This is a genomic window from Sphaerisporangium album (genome assembly GCF_003323745.1).
Taxonomy (GTDB): Bacteria; Actinomycetota; Actinomycetes; order Streptosporangiales; family Streptosporangiaceae; genus Sphaerisporangium; species Sphaerisporangium album.
Genome location: NZ_QOIL01000007.1, coordinates 257,611 through 283,202, shown reverse-complemented (window position 1 = coordinate 283,202; position 25,592 = coordinate 257,611). Strand labels below are relative to the sequence as shown.

The 25,592-nt window shown below is 73.4% G+C and carries 20 protein-coding genes; 6 read left to right on the top strand and 14 right to left on the bottom strand.

The annotated features are described in order from the left end of the window. Nucleotides 1-137 precede the first annotated feature (137 nt). A complete protein-coding gene (locus DQ384_RS15205; protein WP_114029517.1) occupies nt 138-461 on the top strand; it encodes a tetratricopeptide repeat protein in 324 nt (107 codons plus the stop codon). 109 nt (nt 462-570) lie between these two features. Here the strand turns inward: DQ384_RS15205 and DQ384_RS15200 are convergent, their stop codons facing one another. Next, complete coding sequence (locus DQ384_RS15200) at nt 571-1,554, bottom strand: ornithine cyclodeaminase family protein (RefSeq protein ID WP_220182958.1); 984 nt, start codon at nt 1,552-1,554, stop codon at nt 571-573. Next, complete coding sequence (locus tag DQ384_RS15195) at nt 1,551-2,945, bottom strand: M17 family metallopeptidase (protein WP_114029425.1); 1,395 nt, start codon at nt 2,943-2,945, stop codon at nt 1,551-1,553. The genes DQ384_RS15200 and DQ384_RS15195 overlap by 4 nt, the downstream gene beginning before the upstream one ends. A gap of 164 nt (nt 2,946-3,109) precedes the next feature. On the opposite strand from DQ384_RS15195, the gene DQ384_RS15190 reads away from it, so the two are divergent. Both DQ384_RS15190 and DQ384_RS15185 read left to right on the top strand, forming a co-directional pair. Continuing rightward, a complete protein-coding gene (locus DQ384_RS15190) occupies nt 3,110-5,161 on the top strand; it encodes a hydantoinase/oxoprolinase family protein (protein ID WP_114029424.1) in 2,052 nt (683 codons plus the stop codon). A gap of 61 nt (nt 5,162-5,222) precedes the next feature. After that, nucleotides 5,223-6,899: a hydantoinase B/oxoprolinase family protein gene (locus DQ384_RS15185; protein WP_114029423.1), complete on the top strand. Its 1,677-nt coding sequence runs from the start codon at nt 5,223-5,225 to the stop codon at nt 6,897-6,899. 103 nt (nt 6,900-7,002) lie between these two features. On the opposite strand, the gene DQ384_RS15180 is transcribed toward DQ384_RS15185, so the two are convergent. Genes DQ384_RS15180 through DQ384_RS15150 form a run of 7 tightly spaced genes read right to left on the bottom strand, consistent with a single transcriptional unit; the run spans nt 7,003 to nt 15,069 of the window. Next, the gene (locus tag DQ384_RS15180) at nt 7,003-8,523 is read right to left on the bottom strand and encodes a PucR family transcriptional regulator (RefSeq protein WP_114029422.1); all 1,521 of its coding nucleotides are present in this window, start codon (nt 8,521-8,523) and stop codon (nt 7,003-7,005) included. Beyond that, nucleotides 8,520-9,719: an S-methyl thiohydantoin desulfurase family protein gene (locus DQ384_RS15175; protein ID WP_114029421.1), complete on the bottom strand. Its 1,200-nt coding sequence runs from the start codon at nt 9,717-9,719 to the stop codon at nt 8,520-8,522. The genes DQ384_RS15180 and DQ384_RS15175 overlap by 4 nt, the downstream gene beginning before the upstream one ends. Continuing rightward, a complete protein-coding gene (locus DQ384_RS15170; protein WP_114029420.1) occupies nt 9,716-11,068 on the bottom strand; it encodes a hypothetical protein in 1,353 nt (450 codons plus the stop codon). Before DQ384_RS15170 ends, DQ384_RS15175 begins: the two co-directional genes overlap by 4 nt. Continuing rightward, nucleotides 11,069-12,067 (bottom strand): ABC transporter permease, encoded by a 999-nt coding sequence (locus DQ384_RS15165; RefSeq protein ID WP_245966492.1) that lies wholly within the window; start codon nt 12,065-12,067, stop codon nt 11,069-11,071. It abuts the gene before it with no gap. Then, complete coding sequence (locus DQ384_RS15160; protein WP_114029419.1) at nt 12,064-13,650, bottom strand: sugar ABC transporter ATP-binding protein; 1,587 nt, start codon at nt 13,648-13,650, stop codon at nt 12,064-12,066. The genes DQ384_RS15165 and DQ384_RS15160 overlap by 4 nt, the downstream gene beginning before the upstream one ends. Before the next feature lie 28 nt (nt 13,651-13,678). After that, nucleotides 13,679-14,728, bottom strand: a complete 1,050-nt coding sequence (locus DQ384_RS15155; protein WP_245966491.1) for a sugar ABC transporter substrate-binding protein — start codon at nt 14,726-14,728, stop codon at nt 13,679-13,681. Nucleotides 14,729-14,736: 8 nt separating this feature from the next. Then, on the bottom strand, nt 14,737-15,069 hold the full coding sequence (locus DQ384_RS15150; protein ID WP_114029418.1) for an antibiotic biosynthesis monooxygenase family protein: 333 nt from the start codon (nt 15,067-15,069) through the stop codon (nt 14,737-14,739). 278 nt (nt 15,070-15,347) lie between these two features. Between DQ384_RS15150 and DQ384_RS15145 the strand changes: the two genes are divergently transcribed. Genes DQ384_RS15145 through DQ384_RS15135 form a run of 3 tightly spaced genes read left to right on the top strand, consistent with a single transcriptional unit; the run spans nt 15,348 to nt 20,425 of the window. Then, nucleotides 15,348-17,444 (top strand): hydantoinase/oxoprolinase family protein, encoded by a 2,097-nt coding sequence (locus DQ384_RS15145; protein ID WP_114029417.1) that lies wholly within the window; start codon nt 15,348-15,350, stop codon nt 17,442-17,444. Continuing rightward, a complete protein-coding gene (locus DQ384_RS15140; protein WP_114029416.1) occupies nt 17,441-19,159 on the top strand; it encodes a hydantoinase B/oxoprolinase family protein in 1,719 nt (572 codons plus the stop codon). The genes DQ384_RS15145 and DQ384_RS15140 overlap by 4 nt, the downstream gene beginning before the upstream one ends. Nucleotides 19,160-19,210: 51 nt before the next feature. Further along, on the top strand, nt 19,211-20,425 hold the full coding sequence (locus tag DQ384_RS15135; protein WP_114029415.1) for a metal-dependent hydrolase family protein: 1,215 nt from the start codon (nt 19,211-19,213) through the stop codon (nt 20,423-20,425). 170 nt (nt 20,426-20,595) lie between these two features. Here DQ384_RS15135 and DQ384_RS15130 read toward each other — a convergent pair whose 3' ends face one another. The 5 genes from DQ384_RS15130 to DQ384_RS15110 form a co-directional block, all read right to left on the bottom strand. After that, nucleotides 20,596-21,918: a sensor histidine kinase gene (locus DQ384_RS15130; protein WP_245966490.1), complete on the bottom strand. Its 1,323-nt coding sequence runs from the start codon at nt 21,916-21,918 to the stop codon at nt 20,596-20,598. A 126-nt stretch (nt 21,919-22,044) separates the two neighbouring features. After that, a complete protein-coding gene (locus DQ384_RS15125) occupies nt 22,045-23,025 on the bottom strand; it encodes a M24 family metallopeptidase (RefSeq protein ID WP_114029414.1) in 981 nt (326 codons plus the stop codon). Next, entirely contained in the window at nt 23,022-23,936 is a 915-nt protein-coding gene (locus DQ384_RS15120) for an ABC transporter ATP-binding protein (RefSeq protein WP_114029413.1), read from the bottom strand. The genes DQ384_RS15125 and DQ384_RS15120 overlap by 4 nt, the downstream gene beginning before the upstream one ends. Next, complete coding sequence (locus DQ384_RS15115) at nt 23,933-24,736, bottom strand: ABC transporter ATP-binding protein (RefSeq protein WP_245966489.1); 804 nt, start codon at nt 24,734-24,736, stop codon at nt 23,933-23,935. The genes DQ384_RS15120 and DQ384_RS15115 overlap by 4 nt, the downstream gene beginning before the upstream one ends. Then, the gene (locus DQ384_RS15110) at nt 24,733-25,584 is read right to left on the bottom strand and encodes an ABC transporter permease (protein ID WP_114029412.1); all 852 of its coding nucleotides are present in this window, start codon (nt 25,582-25,584) and stop codon (nt 24,733-24,735) included. The genes DQ384_RS15115 and DQ384_RS15110 overlap by 4 nt, the downstream gene beginning before the upstream one ends. Nucleotides 25,585-25,592 lie beyond the last annotated feature (8 nt).

Below are 25,592 nucleotides of genomic sequence, written 5' to 3'. Positions count from 1 at the left end.
CGATCCTTCGTCGGCGATGTGAAGGGCGGAAGGATCTGAGCTGGTCTCCTGTTAGAGGGGCCGGGCACTCCGGTTGAGGATGTGGCCCCCTGGAAGGAGACGGTGCGGTGAGTTACGAGGAGTTTCAGCGTGGGCTGATGTTCTTCCAGGCGAAGGACCATCCCGAGGCGGCGCGGGTTCTGGCGCCGATCGTCGAGGCGGACCCGGGCAACCAGGCGGCCGTCGAGCTGCTGGGGCGGGCGTACTTCCACAGCGCGCAGCTCGGGCGGGCCGAGGAGACGTTCCGGCGGCTGCTGGAGCTTGACCCGGTGAACGGCTGGGCGTACGAGGCGCTGGCACGCACCCTGGAGCGCCGCAGCCGCCCGGACGAGGCGGAGCGGTACCGCAAGCTGGCCGTCGCCATGGGCGCGGAGCAGGTGACGGCGGTCGACGTCTCGGTCTACGCGGCCAACCTCGACTAGGTACCCCCAAGTCCGGTCCTGGTTTCGCGGACGGCCCGGATCGGCTTCTTGCCCGACCCCGGTCCCCACCCGCCCCGTGGCGGCGTTCACGGGGCGAGGGGGGAGCGGGTCACGGCGTCAGTACCTTGGCGGCGATCTCGGACGCGACGACGAGGTCCTCCATGGCGAGGCCGACGGACTTGAAGAGCGTGGGGCGGTCCGGGCGGGTCCACGGTTCGGTGACGACGTGGTGCAGGTCGATCTCGAAGACGGAGTCGTCCGCCGCGCCGGACTTCACGGCCATGATCAGGTCTCCGGCCTCGCGGCGGGCCGCGCCGGGCTGCTCGACCACGACGAAGGCCCGCCGTACGGTCTCGCCGTCGACCTCCCGCACCTCGGGATGGTGGCTGCCGATGGCGTTGACATGGGCCACGTCGGCGAGCAGCCGGCCGTCGAACAGGGGAGTGGCCGAGTCCGTGCACGTGCAGACGATGTCGGCCGCCGCCACGTCGGCCGGGGTGCCCGGGGTGACCGTCAGCCCGTGTTCCACGGCGAGTTCCGCCGCCAGCCTCGCGGCACGAGCCCGGTCGCGGGAGACGACGCGCACCTCGGCCAGTTGCCGGACGCCGAGCATCGCCCGCACGTGCGACCGGGCCTGCGGGCCGGTGCCGAAGACCACCAGGGTCCGCGCGTCGGTGTGGGCCAGATAGCGGGTCGCCAGCGCGCTGACGGCGGCGGTCCGCAGCGCGGTCAGCTCGGAGGCGTCCAGGAACAGCCGAGGGACCAGGGTCGCGGCGTCGAAGAGGACGTAGACGCCGTTGATCCGGTCCAGAGAGAGCGCGGTGTTGCCGGGGGCGACGGTGACGAGCTTGGTGCCCGCCCAATCGCCGTGCTCGCTGGGCATCACCAACAGCTCGCCGTGGCTCCACGGAACGGCCGTGCGGGGCGCGTCGCCCGCGCCCGCGCGGGCGCGGAACGCCTGCTCGAGCGCCATGACCGCGTGCTCCATCGGCAGCACGCGCCGGATCTGCTCGCTCGTGACGTACGGCGGGGGCTCGTCGTCCCCCCCTCGGCCGGGACGTCGTGGCCGTGGTCCCCTCGATCCCGCCGTCACGCGTGGTCCCGGGAGACCGGCGCGGTGGCGAGCGACTCCAGCAGCCGGGTGAGGGTGAGCACGCCGAAGCCGGTGGCGCCGTGGCCGGAGGCCGGTCCGCGCCAGGCCGGTCCGCTGATGTCCAGATGGGCGTACGGGATCTCCTCCGGGACGAACTCGCCGAGCAGCAGGGCGGCGGTGATGGCGCGGCCGGTGTCGGCCTCGGGGAAGTTGCGCACGTCGGCGTAGCCGGACGTGATCTGGTCGCGGTAGCGACGCGCCCAGGGCAGGGCCCACAGCGGCTCGCCGGCGAGGGCGCCCGCCCGGAGCACCTGCCGCGTGAGGCCGGGGTCGCGGCCGAGCACCCCGCCGATCTCCGGTCCGAGCGCCGTCACCACCTGGTAGGTCAGCGTGGCGACGTCCACGATCGCGTCGGGGCGTTCCCGGGCGGCGAGGGCGAGCGCGTCGGCCAGTGTCACCCGGCCCTCGAAGTCGGTGTCCAGCACCTGGATCCTCTGGCCGTCACAGGCGCGCAGCACGTCGCCGGGCCGTACGCCGTCCGGGCCGATCATGTTCTCGGCGAGCGGGAGCAGGCCGCGGACCGCGACCGGGAGACCCCGCCTGGCCAGGACCGACATCACGGCGAGCACGACGGCGGCGCCCGCCATGTCGCCCCGCATGCCCATCATGGCCGCCGGTGACTTCAGGGACAGACCGCCGGAGTCGAAGGTGATGCCCTTGCCCACCAGCGTGACCGAGCACCGCGCGCCCGGGGGCTCGTGGCGCAGGTCCACCAGCCGTGGCGGGTGCGGAGATCCGGCGCCCATGCCGAGCAGGGCTCCCATTCCGAGCTCACGCAGGTCACGCTCGTCCAGCACCCGCACGGTCAGGCCTTCCCCGCCGGCGACGTCCCGCGCGAGGGAGGCCAGGTCATCGGGGACGAGCTCGCTCGGCGGGCGGTTGGTCAGTTCCCGGGCGAGCAGCAGGGCCTCCGCGTCCAGCAGCCCGGCGGTGACGTGATCGTTCTCGGGTCCGGCCAACCCGGTGAGCGTCACGCTGAGCGGTCGCGCGGCGGTGAGGGCCAGCCCGGCCACGACCGCGCGGACGGACTCGCCGGCGCCGAGGGGGCCCGCGCCGCGGGCCGCCAGGTCGGCCCGCACGGTGTCGCCGGGGAGCAGCGGCGCCACGGCCGCCGCGGCGGCGCGCAGCCGCTCGGCGTCGCACCCGTTGAGCGGCCCGAGACCGGCCAGCAGCACCGGCCCCCCGTCCTCGACCGGCACGGTGGAGCCCGGCTCGGCCGTGAACCCCTTCCACCTCAGCAGGCCGGCCGCGCGCAGTCCCTCCACCTCCTCGGTGAAGACCCCGCGCACCTCCGGCACATCCGCCCGACCCGGCCCGACCGCGACGTCCATCGCCTACCTCCCCCTGTTACGGCGCGCCCAGTTTCCCGCCGTACGCCCGGCCCCTGCAGGGCGCCTCGCACGGTGACCCGGCGATGTGGTGGTCGCCGTGCACATCGGGGGCCGCTCCGCCGGAGTTACGGTCACCGCTACGCCTTGCAGAGAGGAGCTCCTTGATGAGCCGTTTCCGGGTCTCCATGGACATCGGCGGCACATTCACCGACGTCATCGGCTACGACGAAGCCACCGGCCGCTACCAGGTCGGCAAGTCGTCCACCACGCCGCACGATCTGACCGAGGGAGTGCTGACAGCGCTGGAGTCCTTGGTGGACTCCCCAGGCGACATCTCGTTCACGGTGCACGGCACCACGCAGGGCCTCAACGCCTTCCTGGAGCGGCGCGGCGTGAAGGTGCTGCTGCTGTCCACCAAGGGTGCGGGGGACACCTACCACATCGCGCGCGGCCCGCGCACCCGGCTGTACGACCTGCACTTCCGCAAGCCGGCGCCGCTGGTCCCGCTGCGCGACATCGTCGAGATCGGCGGCCGGTTCGACGCCGCCGGCACAGAGCTCGAACCCCTGGACGAGCAGGCCGTGCGGCAGGCCGCCCAGCGCTACCGCGACGGCGGGTTCGGCGCGATCGCGGTCGCGTATCTCTTCAGCTACCTGGACCCGGCCCACGAGCTGCGCACCCGCGAGATCCTGGCCGAGGAGCTCGGCGAGGACCTCACGATCTCGCTGTCGCACGAGGCCGCGAAGGAGTGGCGGGAATACGAGCGCACCTCCTCGGCGGTCGTGGAGGCGTACACCGGTCCGGTGGTGCGACGCTACCTGGAGCGCCTGGAGACGAACCTGAAGGAGCGGGGGCTCGCCGTACCGCTGCACGTCATGCAGTCCTCCGGGGGCATCCTCACCGCCGAGTCGGCCCGCCGCCGCCCGTTGCAGACGCTGCTGTCCGGCCCCGTCGGGGGCACCATGGGCGGGGTCGAGCTGGCCCGCGCGATCGGTCGGCCGAACCTGATCTGCGTGGACATGGGGGGCACGTCCTTCGACGTGTCGCTGGTCATCGACGGGCAGCCGGACATCTCGCCGGAGGCCAAGATCGAGGGCCTGCCGATGCTGATGAGCGTGGTGAACATCCACACCATCGGCGCCGGTGGCGGTTCCGTCGCCTGGCTGGAGGCCGGCGGCCTGCGGGTGGGCCCGCGGTCGGCGGGCGCGAACCCCGGCCCCGCCTGCTACCGCCGCGGCGGCACCGAGCCGACCGTGACGGACGCCAACCTCGTCCTCGGCCGCATCGACCCGGAGTGGTTCGCCGGCGGCTCGCTCACGCTGGACACCGGCGCCGCGCGGACCGCGCTGGAGGGCCTGGCCGAGGCCCTCGGACTGGACACCGTGGCCATGGCCGAGGGCGTCTGCGACGTCGCCAACGCCAAGATGGCGCAGGCGATCAGGACCATTACCGTCTCGCGGGGCATCGAGCCGCGCGATTTCACCCTCGTCGCCTTCGGCGGCGCCGGGCCGATGCACGCGGTGTTCCTGGCCAGGGAGCTCGGCATCGGCGAGGTCGTGGTACCGCGCTTCCCCGGCGCGTTCTCCGCGTGGGGCATGCTGCAGACCGACATCCGCAAGGACGCCTCGGACACCTACTTCCACCTCGACGCCGATCTGGACACCGCCGACATGGCGGCCAGGCTCGCGGCCATGGCCGAGGCCGCCCTGACCTCGCTGGCCGACGAGGGCGTGCCCGAGGAGAACCGCCGGGTGGAGTACGCGGTCGACATCCGCTACGCCGCTCAGGAGTACACGCTGACGGTGCCGCTGCTCGACGCGAGCGAGCCGTCCAGGGACGACTTCGTGGAGCTCATCGCCAAGCGGTTCGGGCAGCAGCACGAGTCCCGCTACGGCCACGCGAACCTGGGCGCGCCGATCGAGTTCGTCACGCTGCGCACCACCGCGTTCGGCGACCTCGGCCGGGGCGCCGCCGAGCACGTCGAGCCGGCCACGGGGGCGACGTTCCCGCACGAGCTTCGCGAGGTCGTGTTCGACGGCGAGAGCCGCTCGACCCCGCTCGTCCGCCGTGAGGACCTGGCGGCCGGGCACGCCTTCGAGGGCCCGGCGATCATCGTGGAGGGCACGGCCACCACCGTGGTGCCCCCCGGGTTCTCGGTGTCGGTGGACCCCATCGGCTCCCTGGTGATCCGGACGAGCACGGACGGGGCCTTGTGACGACCGCCGTGACGACCGCCGTGAGAAGCGCCGTAGGAAACGCTGTGAGACAGGAGGAATCGTGACCGACAACAGGACCGTCGACCCGGTCGTGGTAGAGATCATCCGCAATGCGCTCGCCGCGGCCGCCGACGACATGAACGCCACCCTCATCCGGTCGGCCTACACCCCGATCATCTACGAGTGCGGCGACTGCGTCGTCGCGCTGCTGGACGACCGGCACCAGGTGCTGGGCCAGTCCGCCGGCCTGCCGATCTTCCTGGGCAACCTGGAGACCTGCACCAAGGCCACCGAGGAGCAGTTCGGCCGCGAGGTGTGGCAGCCGGGCGACGTGTGGATCCTCAACGACAGCTATCTCGGCGGCACCCACCTCAACGACGTCACCATCTTCGGCCCGGTCTTCGTGGACGAGGAGCTGGTCGGCTTCACCGCCACCCGGGCGCACTGGATCGACGTGGGCTCCAAGGACCCGGGCGGGTCGATGGACTCGGTGAACATCTACCAGGAGGGCCTGCGGCTCGGCGCGCAGAAGCTGGTCGAGGGCGGCCGCGACGTGCCCGGGGTGATGAGCACGATCGCCACGAACGTGCGCTTCCCCTACCAGACCAGCGGCGACATGCACGCGATGATCGCCACCATCAAGATGGGCCAGGCCCGCCTGGAGGAGATCGTCCGGCGCTTCGGCCTCGACACGCTGCGCGCCGCCCGCGACGAGATCTTCGCCCAGACCGAGGCGCTGGAGCGCGAGGTCATCGCCGCGATCCCCGACGGGGTCTACACCGCGGAGGGCTGCCTGGACAACGACGGCATCGACCTCGGCACCCCCGTCCCGATCAAGCTCAGGATCACGGTCAGCGGCTCGGACATCGACTTCGACGTCACCGAGTCGGCCGACCAGACCACGGGCCCGGTCAACTGCGGCACCTCCCAGACGGTGTCGGCCTGCCGGGTCGGGTACAAGCTGCTCGTCAGCCCGGACGTGCCCGGCAACGGCGGGTCCTTCCGCCCGATGACGGTCCAGGTCCGTGAGGGCTCGGTCTTCGGCGCGGTGGCCCCGGCCGCCTGCCAGTGGTACTTCTCCCACCTGGGGCTGCTCATCGACATGGTGGCCAAGGCGCTCGCCCCCGCGATGCCGGACAAGGTGGCGGGGGCCAGCCACGGCGACTCGATGATCGTGCTGCTGGCCGGCACCGACCCGCGGACCAGGCGCGACTACGTCAGCCTGGAGGCCACCCTCGGCGGGTGGGGCGCCTGGGACGGCTCGGACGGCGAGACCGCTCTGATCAACAACGTGAACGGCTCGCTGAAGGACATCCCGGTGGAGGTGTTCGAGACCCGGTACCCGTTCCGCATCAGCCGGTACGAGATCCGGCCGGACTCCGGCGGCTCCGGCCGCTTCCGCGGGGGCAACGGCGTGGTCCGCGAGTACACGGTGCTGCACGACTGCACGGTCTCCCTGTGGTTCGAGCGGTCGTCCACCCCCGCGTGGGGCCTGTTCGGCGGGCACGACGCGGCGCCGCCGGAGATCGTCATCAACCCCGGCCGTCCGGACGAGCGGCGCATCCTCAAGTGCAACGGCCTGCGCCTGGCCGCCGGTGACGTGATCCGCTGCATGACCGGTGGTGGCGGCGGCTTCGGCGACCCCGCGGAACGCGACGCCGAGGCGGTCCGGACGGACGTGCTCGACGGCCACGTCTCCGCCGCGCGGGCGGCCGAGCTCTACGCGGTGTCCGTCTGAGCTCTGGCATCCGATCCCGGCACGGCGGCGTGGGGCGCGACCCGCGCCGCCGTACCGGGATCGGCGGAGCGCCGGACGGTTCTCGACGGCGTGCCGGGACGGTTCAGCTCACCTCGGGCAGCAGCGCGTAGCAGGCGAGGTGGAGCGCGAGCCGCTGGTCGGGCCGATCAGGGTCGACGCCGCGCGCCCTGATACGTTCCAACCGGCCGAGCACCGTGTTGCGATGCACGCCGAGCCGGGCGGCGGCCTGGCTGGTGGAGTTGGCGCAGTCCAGCAGCGCGGCCAGCGTGGCGACCAGCACCGGCCCGTCCGGCGCCGAGAGCAGGTCGGCGAGCACCATCCGGGCCGATCCGACCAGCTCCGGCTGTGACAGCGAGGCGAGCAGCACCCGGAAGCCGAGCTCGTCGAACGAGCGCACCGTCCCGGGGCCGTCCCGTACCGTCACCCCGGCCGCGAGCATCGCCTGCGACAGCGACTCCCGCAGCCCTTCTGGCCCCTCGGCGACGCGGCCCACGCCCGCGCTCAGCGGGATCGGCGAGCGCATCCGGGCCAGGTGCCGCCGCAGCGCCGACGCCACCTGCTCCACCTCGATCTCCTCGCCGGTCCACCAGCTGGCCCAGCCGGTCTCCCACGGCACCAGCGGCAGGTCGTCGATGACCTCCTGCCAGGCCGAGATCACGCCGGGACCGGTGGCGGCGGTGTCCAGCGGGGTGCCGGATCGCAGGAAGACCGCGACGTGCCGCCCGTCGACGCGCCATCCGAGCGCCTCCTCCAGTACGGCCCGTCCCTCGTCTCCCCGGTCACGGCCGGCCGGCTCCGCCTGCGCCGCCGGACCGGGATCGGGCGGGGCGAAGAGGGCGCGGAGGGCCGCACGGCCGCGCTCGGCTCCGTGCACCGCCTCAAGGCGTTCCCTGGCGACGGACGCCGCCAGCGGTCCTCGGGCCAGCCGCAGGATGAGCAGCACGGTCTCGGCCCAGGTGGGCGAGGAAGGGCCGGCCGTGGCGGCGACCAGCTCGGCCCAGCGACGCCCGTCCGGGCCCGGTACGTCCACCTGGACCCGGTGCTCGGCCCGGTCGACGGAGGCCTGGCCCGCGAGCACGTGACCGTCCGGAGCCACCAGCGCGGCCGTCACGCCGGGAACCTCCGAGTTGATCACTCCGACGATGCCGCGGGCGTTGCTCCGCTCGGCGAACAGCTCCGCGCAGCGCGCCGCGAGGCGGGCGCGGGCGGCCTCGGGGCTGGCGATGGCCGCGGCCAGGTCCAGGGCGCACGCGGCCGTGTCCCCGGTCACGACGAAGACCGGCAGCCGCATGCGCCGGGCAAGCTGGGCGGTGGCCTGGTCCAGCCCGACGACGGCGGGGCTGACCAGGCAGGCGGCACTGCGCTCCCAGGCCAGGCGCAGCGCCGACTCGACCGCCCAGGCCCCCAGCGCCAGCCCTCGGGAGAGCACCACCGCGGTGCCGGGGCCGCAGTGGCGGACCTGGTCGAGGTCGGAGATGAGCGCCACCCGTGACACCGGCCGGGCGAGGTTCTCGCCGACCAGCATCTCGGCGTGGCCGAGCGGTCCGTATCTGACGAGCTCGTCCACGGTCAGCTGCTCCGAGGGACGTCCGGCGCGCTTCATCGGCCCTCCTGGCGTGGGTGACGCAGGGGGAAGCCGAAGGCTCCCGGCCCGCCGAGGCCGAGCCCGTGGACGCTGTGCCAGACGGGCGCGGCCGGCACGCACAGCGCGTCCACCTGGTCGCCGACGGTGAGTCGTTCCGGCCCGGTCATCCGCAGCGTGCCCCGGTCGAGCAGGCAGAGCAGGTCGGGCACGGCCGCGGTGAGCGCGCCGTCGGCGAGGGCGAGCACCAGCTCGTTGTGCGCCTCCAGCCGGATCAGGCGCCCGCTGTCGTGGTCGTGGACCACCATGCTCGTCGGGTTGCCCGGATAGACGGTTCCCGCCTGCCGCGTCGAGGGGCCGAGCTCCACCACCCGGCCGCCGCCCAGGACGGTCGCGCCGGTGGCGGCCATGAGGTCACGGAGCAGGTGCTCGTGGGGCGCGGTCCCGCGCCGGGAGGATTCGCCGTCGCCGGGACGCGCGTGCGGAGGCCAGGACGCGACCTCCGGCCAGGGAGGGTCGCCGGCGAGAGCCTGTGCCGTGGCGCCGTCGGAGGCGTGCTCGCGCAGCAGCCGGCCGACCTCCAGCGTGCGGCTCATCGACCCGTGGATCGCGGCCTCGCGCAGCAGTCCCACCCGTGTGCGGTACATCCCGCACAGCAGCCACCCCCCGGCGGCCTGGGCGATCGATCTGGCGATCTGCTCGGCGCGGGCCGAACCGGTGTCCAGCAGCAGCGAGTCGTTCCCGGCGCTGACGACCGCGAGGGGGCTGAGCGAGAGGCCGGCCAGCTCGTAGGTGGTCTGGTGGATCAGCGGGAACACCCGGCCCATGCCGTCGCAGTCGATCAGCGGCAGGCCGAGCACCGCGGCGGCGGCCACCGGGTGCAGCGCGTTCACGCTGGCCGCGTTGAGGGGCATGATCGCGCCCAGCGGGGCGCCGAACCGGCCGCCCAGGCTGCGCGCCAGGGCCAGGGGCTCCTCCCCGGAGGGCGGCAGCTCGGCCATGGCGACCGTCGAGCCCATGGCGCCGACCGCCGCGCACGGCGTGTCCGGGTCGAGCTCGTCGGCCGTGACCAGCTCCACCGGCCCGGTCCGCGCGAGGATGTCCTCCAGCCAGAAGCCCGCGAACTCGATGCCCTCGCCCGCGGCGCTGGTGGAGAAGAACTCCGCCCCCGCCAGCAGCGCCGGGACGTCCTCGACGGTGATGGAGCGCCCGGTCACGCGTCGTCCTCAGCCCGGCCGCCCGCGCGTACCACCAGCCGGTAGGAGCCGCTGCGCAGGAACGACAGCGACAGGGCGCGGGAGCTGACGACGCGCTCGCTGCCGAGCCGCGCGCCGCTCTCGGCCACCAGGGTGAGCGCCCGCTGCTCCGCCGCGGCCTGCTTGCGGGCCAGCACCTCGGAGGTCTCGGCGTACAGGACGGTGTCGAGCCAGGCGCTCGGCTCCGTGCCCGCCGCGCCGATGGCGGCCAGCTCTGCCGGCGGCTCCACCAGCACGGATGTGGACGGCAGCCGGGCCGCGGCGGTCCGCGCCCTGTCGGTCGCGGCCTGGTCGCGGGCGTCTCCGTCCGGGTCGGCGCCGGCGACGGCGATGACCGCGGTGTGCTGGTCGTGCTCGGCCAGCAGGGCGAAGGCCGACGCCGTGGCCGCGTACGAGCCGCGCATCGGCGTCAGCGACGCCTGGGGGACCGCCATCCTCACCCCACCGGGACCGGGCCGGTCGGTCGCCACGTTCGGAAGGCCATCGCGGACGTGGCCCACGGACAGGCCGTCCGCCCCGGCCAGCCCCACGACCGCGTCGTCCACCCCGGCCAGCCGCGCGGCGCCGGTCAGGGCGGCGGCGCCGGTGGCCGACAGTCCGAGCACCGGGAGCAGCCGCAGCCGCTCGGCGGAGATCCGGCCGCCGTCCCCGGCCACGAACCACGCCGACGTCGAGGCCCCGAGCCGGCCCGAGATCTGCACGCAGCGCTCCACGACCTGCTCGGCGCGGCTCAGCAGCGCGGCGTTGATCACCGTCGCCGCCTCGCGGTCGAGCAGGCCGAGGCCGCCGACCTGGTGCGAGAGCGAGACTCTGAGCCGGGGAAACGCCTCACGGACCAGCTCGGCCGCGGTGAGCTCGTGGTGGGGGCATCCGACGGCCCCCGTGGCCGTCAGCGCCAGCGCGCCGATCCCCTCCGCCTGTGCCGCCGCCGCGGTGCGGAACACTTCGTAGATGTCCAGCGTGGCGAGTTCGACCCCGAACAGGTCGTGTCCTCCGACCACGTCGGCCTGGCGCCTGACGAGCGCCGGGAGCAGGGGGGAAGGATGCCCGCTCCCGAGACCGCGCGCCGGCGGCCGGGGCATGACCCGCACGGACGCCACCGGCGAGCCGGCGCTCGCCGGGTCAAGCTCGGCGGAGACGTCCCAGGTCACCGACCGGACCGGCGTACCCTGGGCCAGGCCGCGGAGCATGCGCGCGAGGACGCGGTCGTCGCCGGAGTGGCACCTGGCATGGCGAATGTCGCCGCCGCCGACGAGGGCGGCCCGAGCTTGGCCGGCGCCCAGCCGGACACCGATCCGCGCGCCAGCCACCTAACTCCTTCGGCCTCGCAGCAACCGGTCGAAACTGACCGCTCCGAGGATCAGCGCACCCTGCACGACCTGCTGATATATGGTATCCCAGCCCAGCAGGTTGAACCCGTTGCCGATCAGGGTGATCAGCAGCACGCCGATCAGCCCGCGCCAGATCGCGCCCTCGCCGCCGAGCACGCTCGTACCGCCCACCACCGCCGCCGCGATCGCGGTCAGCTCCATGCCCGTGGCCATGCTCGCCTGGGCCGATCCGCCACGTGAGGCGAGGATGAGCCCCGCCAGCGCCGCGCACACGCCGCTGATCGCGAAGACCGCCACCCGGACCGCGCCGACCCGGATGCCGGACAGCCGCGCGGCCTCCTCGTTGCCGCCCACGGCGTAGATGCGCCTGCCGAAGGTGGTGCGGGCGAGCACCACCCAGCAGACCGCCGCGACCAGCAGGAACAGCAGAGAGGCCGCGGTGATCCCGCCGAGGACGGTCGGCCAGCCGAGCGCCTGGAAGGACCTGAGCTGGGCGTCCCGGGGGTACACGATGGCGCCGGCCGTCAGGATCACGGCAAGCCCCCGGTAGATGATGCTGAGGGCCAGCGTGGCGATGAACGAGTGGACCTTGACGGTGATCACGACCAGGCCGTTGACCGCGCCGAGCACACCGCCGGTCAGCACTCCGGCGGCCATGCCGGCCGGCACCCCGGCGTGCGTGGTGACCACCACGGCGACGATCGCCGAGACGGCGAGCACGGCGGTGATCGACAGGTCGAAGGCGCCCGAGATGATGACGAGGGTGGCGGCGCAGGCCAGCAGCCCGATCACCGCCGCCTGGTCGAGCAGGTTGACCAGGTTGCCGGTGGTCATGAAGGTCTGGGTGGTCAGCGACAGCGCGACCACGATCACCACCACGGTCAGCACGATGCCGAAGTCGTGCAGCCTGGTGAACCTGCTGGCCGTGGCCCGTGCCACCGCCTCGGGCGGGGCCTCCGTGTCAGCCATGGTGGTCATTCGTGCTCCTCCGTGCTGGTACGGCTGGATTCCGTGTAGTTCGTCGGGTCAGCTGAGCCGGACGGCCCGGGGGCGTCTCCGGCGGGGAGGTCGTCGGCGAAGGCCATCGCGAGCACCTGCTCGCGGGTCGCCTCGCCCCTGGCGAACTCGGCGACGAGCCGGCCGTGCCGCATCACCAGCACCCGGTGTGCCAGCCCCATGACCTCCTCGACCTCCGAGGACACCATGAGGACCGCCATGCCCTCGGCGGCCAGGTCGACGAGGAGCCGGTGGATCTGGCTCTTGGCCGCCACGTCCACGCCGCGGGTCGGCTCGTCCACCAGCAGCACCGCGGGCTTCTCCATCAGCCACTTGCCGAAGAGCACCTTCTGCTGGTTGCCGCCCGACAGCGTCCAGACGGGGCCGCCGAGGTCCGAGCCGCGAACGTCCAGGTCGCGGAGCATGGACCCGGCCGCCGGCCTCTCGGACCCGCCCCGGACGAAGCCGGCGAGCTGCCGGGAGCTCAGGCTGGCCAGCGCGACGTTCTCGCGGACCGAGCGGTCCAGCACCAGCCCCTGCTCCTTGCGGGACTCCGGCACCATGGCGAGGCCGGCGCGCATGGCCCGCGCGGGCGAGCCGGCGGGCATCGCGGTGCCGTTCACCTCGACGGCGCCACCGTCGCGCGGGTCGGCGCCGAAGATCGCGCGCAGCGTCTCCGACCTGCCGCTGCCGACCAGCCCCGCCACGCCCACGATCTCCCCGGCCCGTATCTCCATCGACACGCCGCGCACGGCCGCGCCGCGGCGCAGGTCGCGGACGCTCAGCAGCACCGGGGCCTCGTCCCGGACCGGGGCCGGCTCGGGGTAGAGCAGTTCGAGCGGCCGGCCGACCATGTGCCGCACCAGGCTGCCGGGCGTCTGCGCGGCGGCCGGTCCGGTGATCACATGGCGGCCGTCGCGCAGCACGGTGACGTCGTCGCAGACCGACAGCACCTCCTCCAGGAAGTGCGAGATCAGCAGCACGGTGGCGCCGTCGGCCGCGAGCTGCCTGACGACGGCCATCAGCCGGTCGGTCTCGGTCTGGGTGAGCAGCGCCGTGGGCTCGTCCATGCCGATCACCGAGGCTCCGGACGCCAGCGCGCGGAGGATCTCCACCTGCTGCTGCGCCGCGAGCGGCAGGTCGCGCACCAGGGCCGAGGGGTCCAGCTCGAATCCGGTGCGCTCCATCAGCCGGGCCAGGGTCCTGCCGTCCTCGCGGCCGGTCGTCCATCCGAGCCGGTTGCGCCACCGGCCCAGGTACACGTTGTCCAGGACGGTCATGGCCGGTACCAGGGCGAGCTCCTGGGAGATCAGCGCGAACCCGTGCCGGAGGGCGTCCCTCGGGGAGCCGACCGAGATCGGCTTCCCGTCCAGCAGGACCCGCCCGGCGTCGGGGGCCACCGCTCCGCACACCGCCTTGAGCAACGTCGACTTGCCGGCGCCGTTCTCGCCGAGCAGCCCGTGAACCCGTCCTCCGTACACGGTGAACGACACATCGCGCAGCACGGGCACGCCGCCGTACGCCTTGCCGAACCCTTCCAGGTCGATCCTGACCGGCTGGGACATCGGGTGACCCCCTTCCGAGCCGCTCCGGCTACTCGTCGTACTCGCCCTGGACGCCGGCGAGCACGTCCTTGGTGCCCTTGCCCTCGCCGGGGGCCAGATCGGTCGAGCTGTTGGTCGTGGCCACGTTCCCGCCGCGCGCCTTGGCCAGGCCGAGCTCGGCCGCCTTGGCGCCGGCGGACTTCTCCGGCAGGTAGTAGGTGGCGAACCAGCGGCCCTCCTGCACGGCCTGCACCGCCTGGCGGGAGCCGCCGTTGCCGATCAGCATGACGTCCTTGCCCTTGAACACCGCCTCGGCGCCGGCGATCGCCTGGGAGGAGCCGATGACGACGTCGACACCCGGGTGGGACTGGAGCACGTCCTGCGCCGCCTTGCGGCCGCTCTCCTTGGTGTAGCCGCCCTCGACCCGCGCGACCAGCTTCGCGCCGGCGCCGGCCTCGATGGCCTTGACGGCCGCGTCGGTGCGGGCGTTGTCCAGCGGAAGCGACTTGAAGCCCTCCAGGTAGGCGACCTCGCAGGGGTCGAGCTTCTTGCTCTCACAGGCGGCCACGCCCAGCTCGCCGAGCTTGCGGCCGTTGTCCACGGGGACGTCCAGCAGCGTGATCACGCCCGGCACCTGCGAGTCGGCGGTGTCGTAGCGGGTGCCCACCGGGGTGAACTCGGCCACCACGGTGATCCCGGCCGCCACCGCCTGCTTGACCGCGGGCACCACGGCCGCGCCGTCGTTGGCCTGCACGACGAACACGTCGAAGCGCTTGGAGGTGACCGCGTCCTGGATCTGCTGGACCTGGGCCTGGGCGTCGAAGTTGGGGTCGAAGAACTCGGCCTCGGCATCGTTGGCCTTGGCGTACTCCTCGATGCCCGACCAGGTGGCCGAGGCGAACGAGTTGGCCCGCGCGAACCCGAAGAAGGCGATGCGCTTGTGCCCGCCGCCAGAACCGGCCGATGCGTTCGCGGAAGCCGTATCTGTCGCCGCGGTGGAGGTGGTGTCCGATTCCGGCGCCACGCACGCCGTGCTCAGCGCCAGCACCCCGGCCACGACACCGAGGGCGAGTCCCTTGTTCTTGATGTGCATGTGCATCCCGCTTCTCACTTGGGCGCCTCTTCGTCGCCGGCCGCCGCCACGATCGTGTAGATCCCGCCGCCCTGGTCCGCACGGGGCCCGCCGTCCAGCAGCGCGCCCAGCTCCCCGGTGACCCGCTGACGCCAGGGGTCGTCGAGCCACTCCTGGTAGCCGGGCTCATCGGTCCACGTCGCGGTGACCAGGTACGGCCCGCCCGGCTCGGCGGGGCGATGCAACGTGGTCCCATGACAGCCCGGCAGGGACAGCGCCCGGTTCAGCACACCGTGGCGGGCGAAGAACTCCTCGAGATCGCCCTCCTTGCCGGGGAGCGGTCTCAGGTACAGAACACTGCGGATCATGTGTCCCTCCGAACGGATCGGACGGTGCCGGCCGTCGAGGCCCGACGACGTGGCAGAAACTGTAGAAACCGGTCCAGCCCTCCCCTGGGCGCCCCGCACAGTGCGGCCCGCCGCCGCTGTGCGCCCCGCCGCACCCCTTCTGAACAGGCGAAGTCAGGCTGTGCGCGTGGTCGTTCGCGGCCACCGCGCCCACGGCACCGGGAGAACGCCGCCGGTCGTCCCGAGGCCCGTCTCGGCCGCGCCGGACGCGAGCGTCCCGGACAGGAAGGAAGCCAACGATGAACAAGGCGAGCAGGCTGGCGATCGACGTCGGTGGGACGTTCACCGACATCGTCGAGCTGATCCCCGAGACGGGCGAGCTCCGCTTCGACAAGGTGCCGACGACCCCCGAGGCGCCGACAAAGGGTGTCATGAACGCCTTCGGGGTGGCGCGGGCGCCCATGGCGGACATCGGGATGTTCACCCACGGGACGACCCTCGGCCTGAACGCGCTGCTGACGCGCACCGGCGCGCGTACCGCAGTGATCGGCACCCGGGGTTTCCGCGACGTCTACCTTCTCGGGCGGACCGACCGCAGGACCAACTACGACATCACCTACCGCAAGCCCCCCGCGCTGCTGGAGCGTTACGACACCTTCGAGGTCACCGAGCGGAGCCGCTTCGACGGCACCGTGCACACCCCCTTCGACGTCGGCGACGCGCGGCGCGTGGCGGAGGTCGTCGCCGCGCGCGGGTACCGGTCTGTGGCGGTCGCCTTCCTGCACTCCTACGCCAACCCCGGCCACGAGCTGCGGATGCGGGAGGTGCTCGCCGAGGTGGCGCCGGAGGTGGCGGTTACGCTGTCCCACGAGCTGTCGCGGGAGTACCGGGAGTACGAGCGCACCAGCACCGCCGTCCTGGACGCGTACGTCAAGCCCATCGTGCGCCGCTACCTGCACACGCTGGAGGAGGAGCTCGCCTCCGGCGGGTTCGGCGGGCGCTTCCTGATGACGCGCTCCGGCGGCGGGGCGATGACCGCGCGCTCGGCGCGGGAGCAGCCGGTGAGCCTGATCCTCTCCGGTCCGGCCGGGGGCGTCATCGGCGCGGCCGCCCTGTCCAAGATCCTGGACCGGCCGAATCTGATCACCATCGACATGGGCGGGACCAGCCTCGACGCGTCCCTGATCCTCGACTCCGAGCCCGTCCTGTACCAGGGCGCCGAGTTCGAGCAGATGCCCATCAACACCCCGTCGCTGTACATCCACACCATCGGCGCGGGCGGCGGCTCGATCGCGTGGCTGGACGAGGCCGGCGCGCTCCAGGTCGGGCCGCAGAGCGCGGGCGCCGCGCCCGGACCGGCGTGCTACGGCCGGGGCGGTACGGCGCCCACCTTCACCGACGCCGCCCTGGCGCTGGGATATCTCGGCGGCGGCACGCCGCTGGGCGGCAGGCTGACCCTGGACGCCGCCCTGGCGGACAAGGCGCTCCAGCCGATCGCCACCGAGCTGGGCATGACCGTCAGGGAGCTCGCCCGGGGCATCGTCCGCATCTCCACCACCAAGATCATGGGCGCGGTGCGGGCGATCACCGTCGAGCTCGGCCGTGACCCCAAGGACTTCGCCCTGCTGTCCTTCGGCGGCGGCGGAGGGCTGGTGGCCGTCGAGGTGGCGCGCGAGCTGGGCATTCCCACCGTCGTCGTCCCGCCGGGTCAGGGTGCCTTCTCCGCCTTCGGGATGCTGATGGCCGACGTGCAGCACGACTTCGCCCGCACCTCGGTCGCGCAGCTCGACCGGCTGGACCCTTCGGACGTGGAGGCGTCCTACGCCGAGATGGAGCGCGAGGCCCTGGCACAGCTCGCGGCCGAGGGGTTCGGCGAGGGGAGCGTGACCCTGAGCCGGTCGCTGGACGTCCGGTACGCGGGCCAGGAGCACTCGGTGACCGTGTCCTTCCCCGCGAGCGCCGCCGACGCGGCCGGCATGGTCGCCGAAGTCGCGGAGAGCTTCGCCCGGCTGCACGAGCGGCAGTACGGGCACACGATGGGCGACCCGGTCGAGGTCACGACGCTACGACTCCGGGCCACGGGATCGGTGGACAAACCCGCGCTGCCGCCCGTGGCGCGGCGCGAGTCCGGCGCGCCGGAGGCCGAGGGCGCCCGCGCCGTCCACCTGTCGGCGGACCGGCCGGCCGCCGGCTACGCGCTCCACACCCGCGAGTCGCTGCTCGCCGGCGACGCCATCGAGGGCCCGGCGGTGATCGCCGAGCACACGGCCACCACGGTCATCCACGCCGGGGACGCCCTCACGGTCGGGCCGTACGGCGAGCTGGTCATCTCCGTCGCCCCGGGCACCGTCGCCTCAGGACTCGCCGCCTCCGCAGCCAAGGAGCTCACCCCATGAACGACTCCATCACCACAGAGATCATCCGGCACGGGCTGCTCGCCGCGGCGGAGGAGATGGCCCGCAACCTGTGCCGCACGGCGTACAACACCGTGGTGTACGAGATCCACGACTACGGCATCGGCATCCACGACGCCAAGGGGGACGTCGTCGCGGACGCGCCCGGCATCGCGGTCTTCACCAGGGGGAACGACCACGGCATCAAGAAGGCCGTGGAGTTCCTAGGCGAGGACGGCCTGCGGCCCGGCGACGTCGTGATCCTCAACTACCCGTACTGGTCCTCCGCCCACACCCTGGACCCGCTGGTCTTCGCCCCCATCCACCACCAGGACGAGCTCATCGGCTTCGCCTCGTGCCGGATCCACGTCCTCGACCTGAAGCAGAAGGACCCCGGATACGTCCTGGACTCCACGGACATGTCGCAGGAGGGGATCTTCTTCCCGGCCACCAAGCTCTACCGGGGCGGTGTCCAGAACGACGACGTGTTCAACCTGATCCGCTTCAACAGCCGGATGCCGGAGCGGACCATCGGCGACATCCAGGCGCAGGTGTCCGCCTGCGTCACCGGCGTCCGCCGTACCCAGGAGATCGCGGCCAAGTACGGCGCCGGCACCCTCCTCGGCGCGATGGACGCGATCAACGACCACGGGGAGAGGCTCGCCCGCCTGGCCCTGGCCAAGCTCCCCAAGGGAACCTGGACGGCCCACGACTTCGTGGACAACGACGGTGTCGACCTCGACCGCCTGATCAGGATGCAGGTCACGGTCACGATCACCGACGACGAGATGGTCATCGACTGGACCGGCAGCGACCGTGACGTGAAGGGGCCCATCAACCTTCCCGTGGGCCAGACCGAGGCCTTCTGCAGCCTCATCTTCAAGGCGCTGACGACCCCGGACACCTCGGTGGTCGCCGGGAACTTCCGGCCGATGCGCGTCGTCACCGAACCCGGGTCGGTGATGCACGCCGTACCGCCCATGCCGACCTTCACCCTGTGGACCGGGCTGCTCGGCGGCGAGGTCGTGCTGAAGGCGCTCGCGCAGGGCATGCCGGACCGGGTGCCCGCGTGCTCCGGCGGCGACGTCAGCTCGATGATGGGCCTCGGGGTCAACCCCCGCAACGGCGAGGCGTGGCTGGAGGCGACCAACGAGGCCGTCGGGTTCGGCGGGCACGCCGGGGGCGACGGCGAGGACGGGATCATGCACCTGTCCGAGCCCGGATGCCGCAACAACCCCGTCGAGATCCTGGAGACCAAGTCGCCGATGTTCATCGAGTCCTACGGCTACCGGCCGGACACCGGAGGCGCGGGCCGGCACCGCGGCGGCGTCGGCGTCGGGCGGACGTACCGGTTCACCGCGCCGTCCACCGGCATCTGCCTGGTCTACAAGACCAGGACCAGGCCGTGGCCGATCGGGGACGGGCGGCCGGGGGAGAACAACCACATCGTGCTCAACCCCGGCACCGGCCGCGAGGTGACACAGGGCGGCAGCTACAACCGCCTGGCGGCCGGCGACGTGCTGGTCAACAACACCGGCGGTGGCGGCGGGTACGGCGACCCGTTCGAGCGCGAGCCGGAGCGGGTGGCCAAGGACGTGCGCAACGGCTTCGTGACCGCCGCCGCGGCCGCCCGCGACTACGGCGTCGTGGTCGATCCGGACACCTTTGAGGTGGACCTCGACGCCACCGCGGGGCTCCGGGGCGGGGCGGCCGTATGAACCTGATCGTCGCGGTGAGCCCCCGGGGCGCCGCCGGAAAGGGGTGCTGAAATGGGTTCCTCGCTCGCGGGAGACCTGACCATCGTCAACGCCGCCGTGTTCGACGGCCGGTCGGCCGAGCTCACCGACGGGCCGGTGCACGTCTCCGGCGGCGTCGTCGTCCAGGTCGGCGGCGCCGCGGGGGCCGCGGAACGGGTGATCGACGCGCGGGGCGGCACGGTCGTCCCCGGCCTCATCGACGCCCACTTCCACGCCTACGGCGTCTCGCTGAGCCTGCTGGAGATCGAGTCGGCTCCGCTGAGCTACCTCGCGCTGGCCGGCGGCCGCCGGCTCGCCGCCGCGCTCGGCCGGGGGTTCACGACCGTGCGCGACGTGGCCGGAGGAGACCCCGGCCTGGCGAAGGCCATCGCCCAAGGGCTGGTCCGCTCGCCGCGTTACCTGTACACGGGACCGGCCCTGACCCAGACCGGCGGGCACGGCGATCCCCGCCCGGGCGACCAGGACCTCTGTGCCTGCGGAAGCCACACCGGCGAGATCGTGGACGGCGTGGACCCGCTGCGCCGGGCCGTACGCGACCGCTTCCGGCGGGGCGCCCACGCCATCAAGATCATGACGTCGGGCGGGGTGGTTTCGCTGACCGACCCGATCCGGGTTCCGCAGTACTCACCCGAGGAGGTCCGCGCGGTCACCGCCGAGGCCTCGCGCCGGGGCAGCTACGTGGCCGCGCACGCCTACTCGCCCGAGGCGATCGTCCACTCGGTCGAGAACGGAGTGCGCTCCATCGAGCACGGCAACCTGCTGGACCGGCCGGCCGCCAAGCTGATGGCCGAGCACGGCGCCTTCCTCGTGCCCACCCTCGCGACGTACGACGCGATGGACAGGCGAGGCGAGGACCTCGGCCTCGGCCCGATCTCCCGGGCCAAGAACGCCGAGGTGCTGGAGGCCGGCCGCCGGGCGGTCGAGATCGCGAGGGCGGCGGGGGTGCGCATCGGCTTCGGCACCGACCTCATGGGGGCGCTCGACGACGAGCAGCTCAACGGGCTCCGGCTCCAGGTGGAGGTCGAGGGCGTCCTGGAGGCGCTGCGGTCGGCCACGTCCGTGAACGCCGACCTCATCGGCCGCCCGGATCTGGGCCGCGTCGAGCCGGGCGCCGTCGCCGACCTGGTGATCCTGGACGGCGACCCGTTCGCCGACCCGTCGGTCCTGTGGGCGGGCCCCGAGCGCCGCACGGTGATCCAGGCGGGCAGCGTGACGGCACCCCTGTGAACCCCGTCCGCCGGGCGGCCGGGTGATCGCCTCGGTGTAGGCGGCGACGTGGTGTAGGCGGCGACGTGGTGTACGCGGCGAATCGGTGTACGCGGCGAACCTCGATCGGGAGCGAGCCCCCGAGGCGAGGCCCCGGCGTTCGACGGCGCACGTCCGTCCGCGCCGGGGCGTCAGGGGGTCCGGCGGTTCGTGGGGAGTCCCAGGGCCGGCATGCGGAAGACGAAGCGGGCGCCTACGGGGGAGTCTTCGATGGTCAGGGTGCCCTCGTGGCGTTCGGCTATCTCGCGGGCTATGGCGAGGCCCAGGCCGGTGCCCTGGGTGTCCTTCTCGCGGCCGGCGGCCAGGCGGGTGAAGCGCTGGAAGACCACCTCGCGGTGTTCGGGGCGGATGCCCTCGCCGTCGTCGACGACCTCCATGACGGCGTGGTCGCCCTCGCGGCGCAGGGACACCGTGACGGTGGAGGCCGCGTGCCGTTCGCCGTTGTCGAGCAGGTTGGTGAGCAGCCGCGCGAGTTGCAGCCGGTCGCCGCTCACCACGACCCCCGGCTGAAGGTCCGTCACGAGCCGTTCGCCCCGGGACCGGCGGCCGGTCTCGGCGCGCGCCAGCTCGGCGAGGTCGATGTGGTCGCGGGTGACCCGCTCGCCGGAGTCCAGCCGGGCGATGACCAGCAGGTCGGTGACGATGGCCTGGAGGCGGTCGAGGCTGGAGGTCATCGCCTCGGCGGTCTTGGGCCAGTCGGTGTCGTCCGGGTTCGCCAGGGCGTCCTCGACCTGGGTCCGTATCGCCGTGATCGGGCTGCGCAGGTCGTGGGAGGCGTCTGAGGCGAAGCGGCGCTGCCGTTCGACGGCCTGTTGCAGCCGGTCCAGCGTCTGGTTGACCGTCTCGGCGAGCCCGCGCAGCTCGTCGCGGCGTGGCGGCAGAGGCACGCGCCGGCTGAGGTCCGAGGCGGTGATCTCGGCGAGCTCGGTGCGCAGGCTGTCGACGGGGGCCAGGGTCCGGTTGATCATCCGGTACGTCCCGTACGCGGTGGCCGTCGTCAGCGTCAGCGTCGCGGCCGCCATCACGGCGAGCAGCACCGGATGGACGAACCAGGGGATCACCGGGTCGGCGCCGTAGATCAGCAGGTTGCCCGCGTCGCGGTAGTGCCGCAGCACCACGACGTGCACGCAGTCGTCGGGGAAGCCGGGGGAGGAGCAGGTCAACGTATGCGCCTCGGCCTTCAGGTCCGGGGGCGTGAGGGGCGTGATGGGGTCCAGCCCGGCCATGTTGCGGGTGGTGGCGATGATCCGCCCGGCCTCGTCGAGCACCTGGACGGCCGAGATGTCCTGGTCGGGGATCGGGTGCCTGAGCCGCCCGAGCTTGATCAGGTGGGACACGCGCAGGTCGGCGAGGATGATGTGCTGAACGCGCTGCGTGACCGCCAGGCTGTGCACGCCCATGAACACGAGCACGCTGACGCCCGCGCAGGCCAGCGCCATGACGGTGCTCGCCACCCACGTGAGCCGAGTCCGCACGGACCAGTCGCGCCAGAAGCCCACCGCGCCCCCCTGTCCGCCTCGTGATCACACTAAATGCGGATCCTTCGAGGTCAGGGCGCCGGAAGGGTAAGACGCCGGAAACTATGGGTCAAGGACCAGGAGTGCGCCCGGCGTCCGGTTCATGGTCCGTACCCCGGTTTGCGTGCACTCGACCACATCTCCGACTCGCGCACCGTAAAGATCGGGCACGTGGATGCCGGGCTCGATCGCCATCGTCATGCCCGGCGCCAGCACGGTGTGGTCGCCCGCCGACAGCCACGGCCCCTCGCGAGGCGCCAGCCCGACCCCGTGGCCGGTCCCGCCCGTGACGTAGGGGCCGTACCCGCTCTCGTCGAGCACGGCCTCGGCCGCCGCGTGGACGTGCGAGGCGGGCGCGCCCGGCCGCACGGCCCCGGCGGCGGCGTCGCGCGCGGCCAGCAGCACCGCGTACACGGCGTCGAAGTCCTCGGGCGGCTCGGCCACGACGAAGCCCCGGCTCGCGTGCGCGTGGTACCCGCGGTGCCGCGCGCTCACCCGGATCGCCACCGCGTCCCCGGGGTTGATCACCCGCCCGCCCGGCAGGTGCCCCGGCCGCGCGGTGTTCTCCCCGGCCGCCACGACGACCGACACCAGCCCGGAGGCGCCCGACTCCCCGGCCAGCCGCCGCGCCATCGCGTCCTCGGTGGCGCCGAACCAGCGCAGGTGCGGGGCGAACGTGAGCACCAGGTCGGTGGCGGCGACGGCGCGCTCGATCGCGGCGAGCTCCTCCGGCCGCTTGACGGCCCGCAGCGGCGCCAGCACCTCGGACGCCAGCACCAGGTCCGCCGTGAGGCTCAGCGCGAACAGCTCGCGTGCGCGCATCTCGCCGTCCACCCCGACCCGGGACGCCGACGCGGGGATCAGCGCCGCCGCCCCCGCCGCCTCGGCCGCGAAGCCCGGCGTGCGGCCGGGGACGAGCACGAGGAACCCCGACGCGTCGTGCCCGGCCAGGTAGTCGAGGTCGGGGGAGGGCCGCAGCACGAGGGCGTCCAGCCCGGCCTCGGCCATCTCGGCGAGGACGGCCGCCAGGACCTCGCCGGTCATGCGGGCGGGTACAGCCAGCAGGACACCGGTCCCGGCGCGGGTTCCCTCTCGGCGCAGACGTCCATCGCCGCCGGGCACCGCGGGTGGAAGCGGCAGCCCGGCGGGGGATCGGCCGGGTCGGGCACGTCCCCGGCGAGTTCCTGGGGCAGCCGGCCCAGCCCGTCCGCCTCCGGCACCGCCCGCAGCAGCGCCTGGGTGTACGGATGGCGGGGGTTCGCCCAGACCTCCGCCGTGGGCCCCGTCTCGACGATCTTCCCGAGGTACATCACGGCGATGCGGTCGGCGATCAGCCGGACGACGGACAGGTCGTGGCTGATGAACAGCAGCCCCGCGCCCGACTCCACCGCGAGGTCGCGCATCAGCGTCGCCACCTGCGCCTGCGCCGAGGCGTCCAGCGCCGAGATCGGCTCGTCCCCGATCAGCAGCGAGGGACGGGCCGCCAGCGCGCGGGCGATGGCGATGCGCTGCCGCTGCCCGCCGGAGAACTCGTGCGGGTATCGTCCGGCCATCCGCCCGGGCAGGCCCACCCGCTCCAGCATCCCGCCGGGCGTCGTCTCGCGGTCCCCGGCGACCTCCAGGCCGTCGGCGATCTGGGCGCCCACCCGCCGCCGGGGGTTCAGCGACGCGTACGGGTCCTGGAACACCATCTGGATCTTGGTGAGGGCCCGGTCCCGGCGGCGCAGGCCGAGGCGGGTCACCCGTCCGCCCTCGAACGCGATCGTGCCCCCACCCGCCGGGACGAGCCCGCACACCGCGCGGGCCAGCGTCGACTTGCCGCACCCGGACTCGCCGACCAGCCCGACCACCTCCCCGGCCGCCACGCTCAGGCTGGCCCCCGCGACCGCCCGCACGGCCGGGCGGCCGGGTGTCCGGTGGTCGACGACCAGGTCGTCGACGGTCAGCAGGGTCACGGCTTCTCCCTCGGCAGGGCGTCCAGCAGGGCGCGGGTGTAGGGGTGGTCCGGCTCGCGCAGCACCCGGCCCCGGGGGCCGGTCTCCACGACGAGTCCGTCCTTCATGACGCTGACGTCGTCGGCGACGGCGGACATGACCCCGAGGTCGTGCGTCACCAGCAGCACGGCCAGCCCGAGGTCGTCGCACAGGCCCCTGAGCAGGCGCAGGACGCCCGCCTGCACGGTGACGTCCAGCGCCGTCGTCGGCTCGTCGGCGATCAGGACCTTCGGCCCGCACGCCAGCGCGACGGCGATGGCGACGCGCTGGCGCATGCCGCCGGAGAACTGGTGCGGGTAGCGGTCGACGGCCGCCGCCGGCCCGGGGATGCGCACCTGCCCGAGCAGTTCGACCGCGCGCGCCCGCGCCTCGGCCCTGCCGAGCTTGAGGTGGTGGCGCATGTGCTCGGTGAGCTGGCGGCCGATCGTCAGCATCGGGTGCAGGCTGGTCGCCGGGTCCTGGAACACCATCGCGATCTCGCGGCCGCGGACCGCGTTCAGCTGCCGCTGGGGCAGGGCGAGCAGGTCGCGGCCGCCGAAGACGACGCGCCCGCCGGTGCGCGCCCCGTGCGGGAGCAGGCCCAGCGTGGCCAGGCCCGTCATGGTCTTGCCCGACCCGCTCTCGCCCGCCAGGCCGTGCACGCGGCCGGGTGCCAGGGCGAGGTCCACGCCCCGCAGGATCTCGTGCGGGCCGATGGAGACGGTCAGGCCCTCGACCCGCAGCACCTCGTCCGCCCGGGTCACGTCCGTCACGTCGGTCACAGCGCTCGCTCCTTGATCGCGCGGGCGGTGCGCGGGTCCAGGGCGTCGCGCAGCGTGTCGCCGAGGAAGTTGAACGCCAGCACCACGGTCAGGATGGCCAGGCCCGGGAACGTCGCGACCCACCAGCTGTCGAAGACCTCCACCCCGGAGGCGACCATGGCCCCCCACTCGGGGGACGGCGGCTTGGCGCCCAGGCCGAGGAAGGACAGGCCGGACAGCAGGAGCAGCGCGGTGCCGATGTCCAGCGTGGCGAGCACGAGCACGGGGCCGGTGACGTTCGGCAGGACGTCCACGCGCAGCGACCGCCAGGCGGAGAAGCCGAGCAGCCGCCCGCTGAGCACGAACTCGCGCTCGCGCATGCCGAGGATGAGCCCGCGGGTGACGCGCGCGTACGCGGGCCAGGCGACGACCAGCACCGCGAGGACGGCGTTGGTGAGGCTCGCGCCGAGCGCCGCGGCGACGACCATCGCGAGGATCACCGTCGGGAACGCGAAGACCAGGTCGGCGAGCCGCATGATGCCCTCGCCCACCCATCTACCGAAATATCCGGCGCAGGCGCCGAGGAGACCCCCGATCAGCAGCGACAACACCACCAGCAGCAACGTCAGCGGGATCGACACCCGCGCCCCGTACATGACCCGCGACAGGATGTCCCGCCCGAGCTGGTCGGTGCCGAACCAGTGCCCCGGCCCGGGAGAGGCCAGCCGGGGCAGGTCCTGCGCCAGCGGGTCGTGCGGCGCGAGCAGGGGAGCGGCGACGGCGATCACCAGCCAGACGGCGGCCACCACGCACCCCACGACGGCGAGCGGCCGCCGCCAGGCCTCGGGCATCCGCGAGAGGATCCTCATCGGAGCCT

What these genes read in the sequence shown, in the direction of transcription:
- DQ384_RS15205 (WP_114029517.1), top strand. Translation starts at nt 138, where the DNA reads ATGTTCTTCCAGGCGAAGGACCATCCCGAGGCGGCGCGGGTTCTGGCG.
- DQ384_RS15195 (WP_114029425.1), bottom strand. Translation starts at nt 2,945, where the DNA reads ATGGACGTCGCGGTCGGGCCGGGTCGGGCGGATGTGCCGGAGGTGCGC.
- DQ384_RS15190 (WP_114029424.1), top strand. Translation starts at nt 3,110, where the DNA reads ATGAGCCGTTTCCGGGTCTCCATGGACATCGGCGGCACATTCACCGAC.
- DQ384_RS15180 (WP_114029422.1), bottom strand. Translation starts at nt 8,523, where the DNA reads ATGAAGCGCGCCGGACGTCCCTCGGAGCAGCTGACCGTGGACGAGCTC.
- DQ384_RS15165 (WP_245966492.1), bottom strand. Translation starts at nt 12,067, where the DNA reads ATGACCACCATGGCTGACACGGAGGCCCCGCCCGAGGCGGTGGCACGG.
- DQ384_RS15160 (WP_114029419.1), bottom strand. Translation starts at nt 13,650, where the DNA reads ATGTCCCAGCCGGTCAGGATCGACCTGGAAGGGTTCGGCAAGGCGTAC.
- DQ384_RS15155 (WP_245966491.1), bottom strand. Translation starts at nt 14,728, where the DNA reads ATGCACATGCACATCAAGAACAAGGGACTCGCCCTCGGTGTCGTGGCC.
- DQ384_RS15150 (WP_114029418.1), bottom strand. Translation starts at nt 15,069, where the DNA reads ATGATCCGCAGTGTTCTGTACCTGAGACCGCTCCCCGGCAAGGAGGGC.
- DQ384_RS15145 (WP_114029417.1), top strand. Translation starts at nt 15,348, where the DNA reads ATGAACAAGGCGAGCAGGCTGGCGATCGACGTCGGTGGGACGTTCACC.
- DQ384_RS15140 (WP_114029416.1), top strand. Translation starts at nt 17,441, where the DNA reads ATGAACGACTCCATCACCACAGAGATCATCCGGCACGGGCTGCTCGCC.
- DQ384_RS15135 (WP_114029415.1), top strand. Translation starts at nt 19,211, where the DNA reads ATGGGTTCCTCGCTCGCGGGAGACCTGACCATCGTCAACGCCGCCGTG.
- DQ384_RS15125 (WP_114029414.1), bottom strand. Translation starts at nt 23,025, where the DNA reads ATGACCGGCGAGGTCCTGGCGGCCGTCCTCGCCGAGATGGCCGAGGCC.
- DQ384_RS15110 (WP_114029412.1), bottom strand. Translation starts at nt 25,584, where the DNA reads ATGAGGATCCTCTCGCGGATGCCCGAGGCCTGGCGGCGGCCGCTCGCC.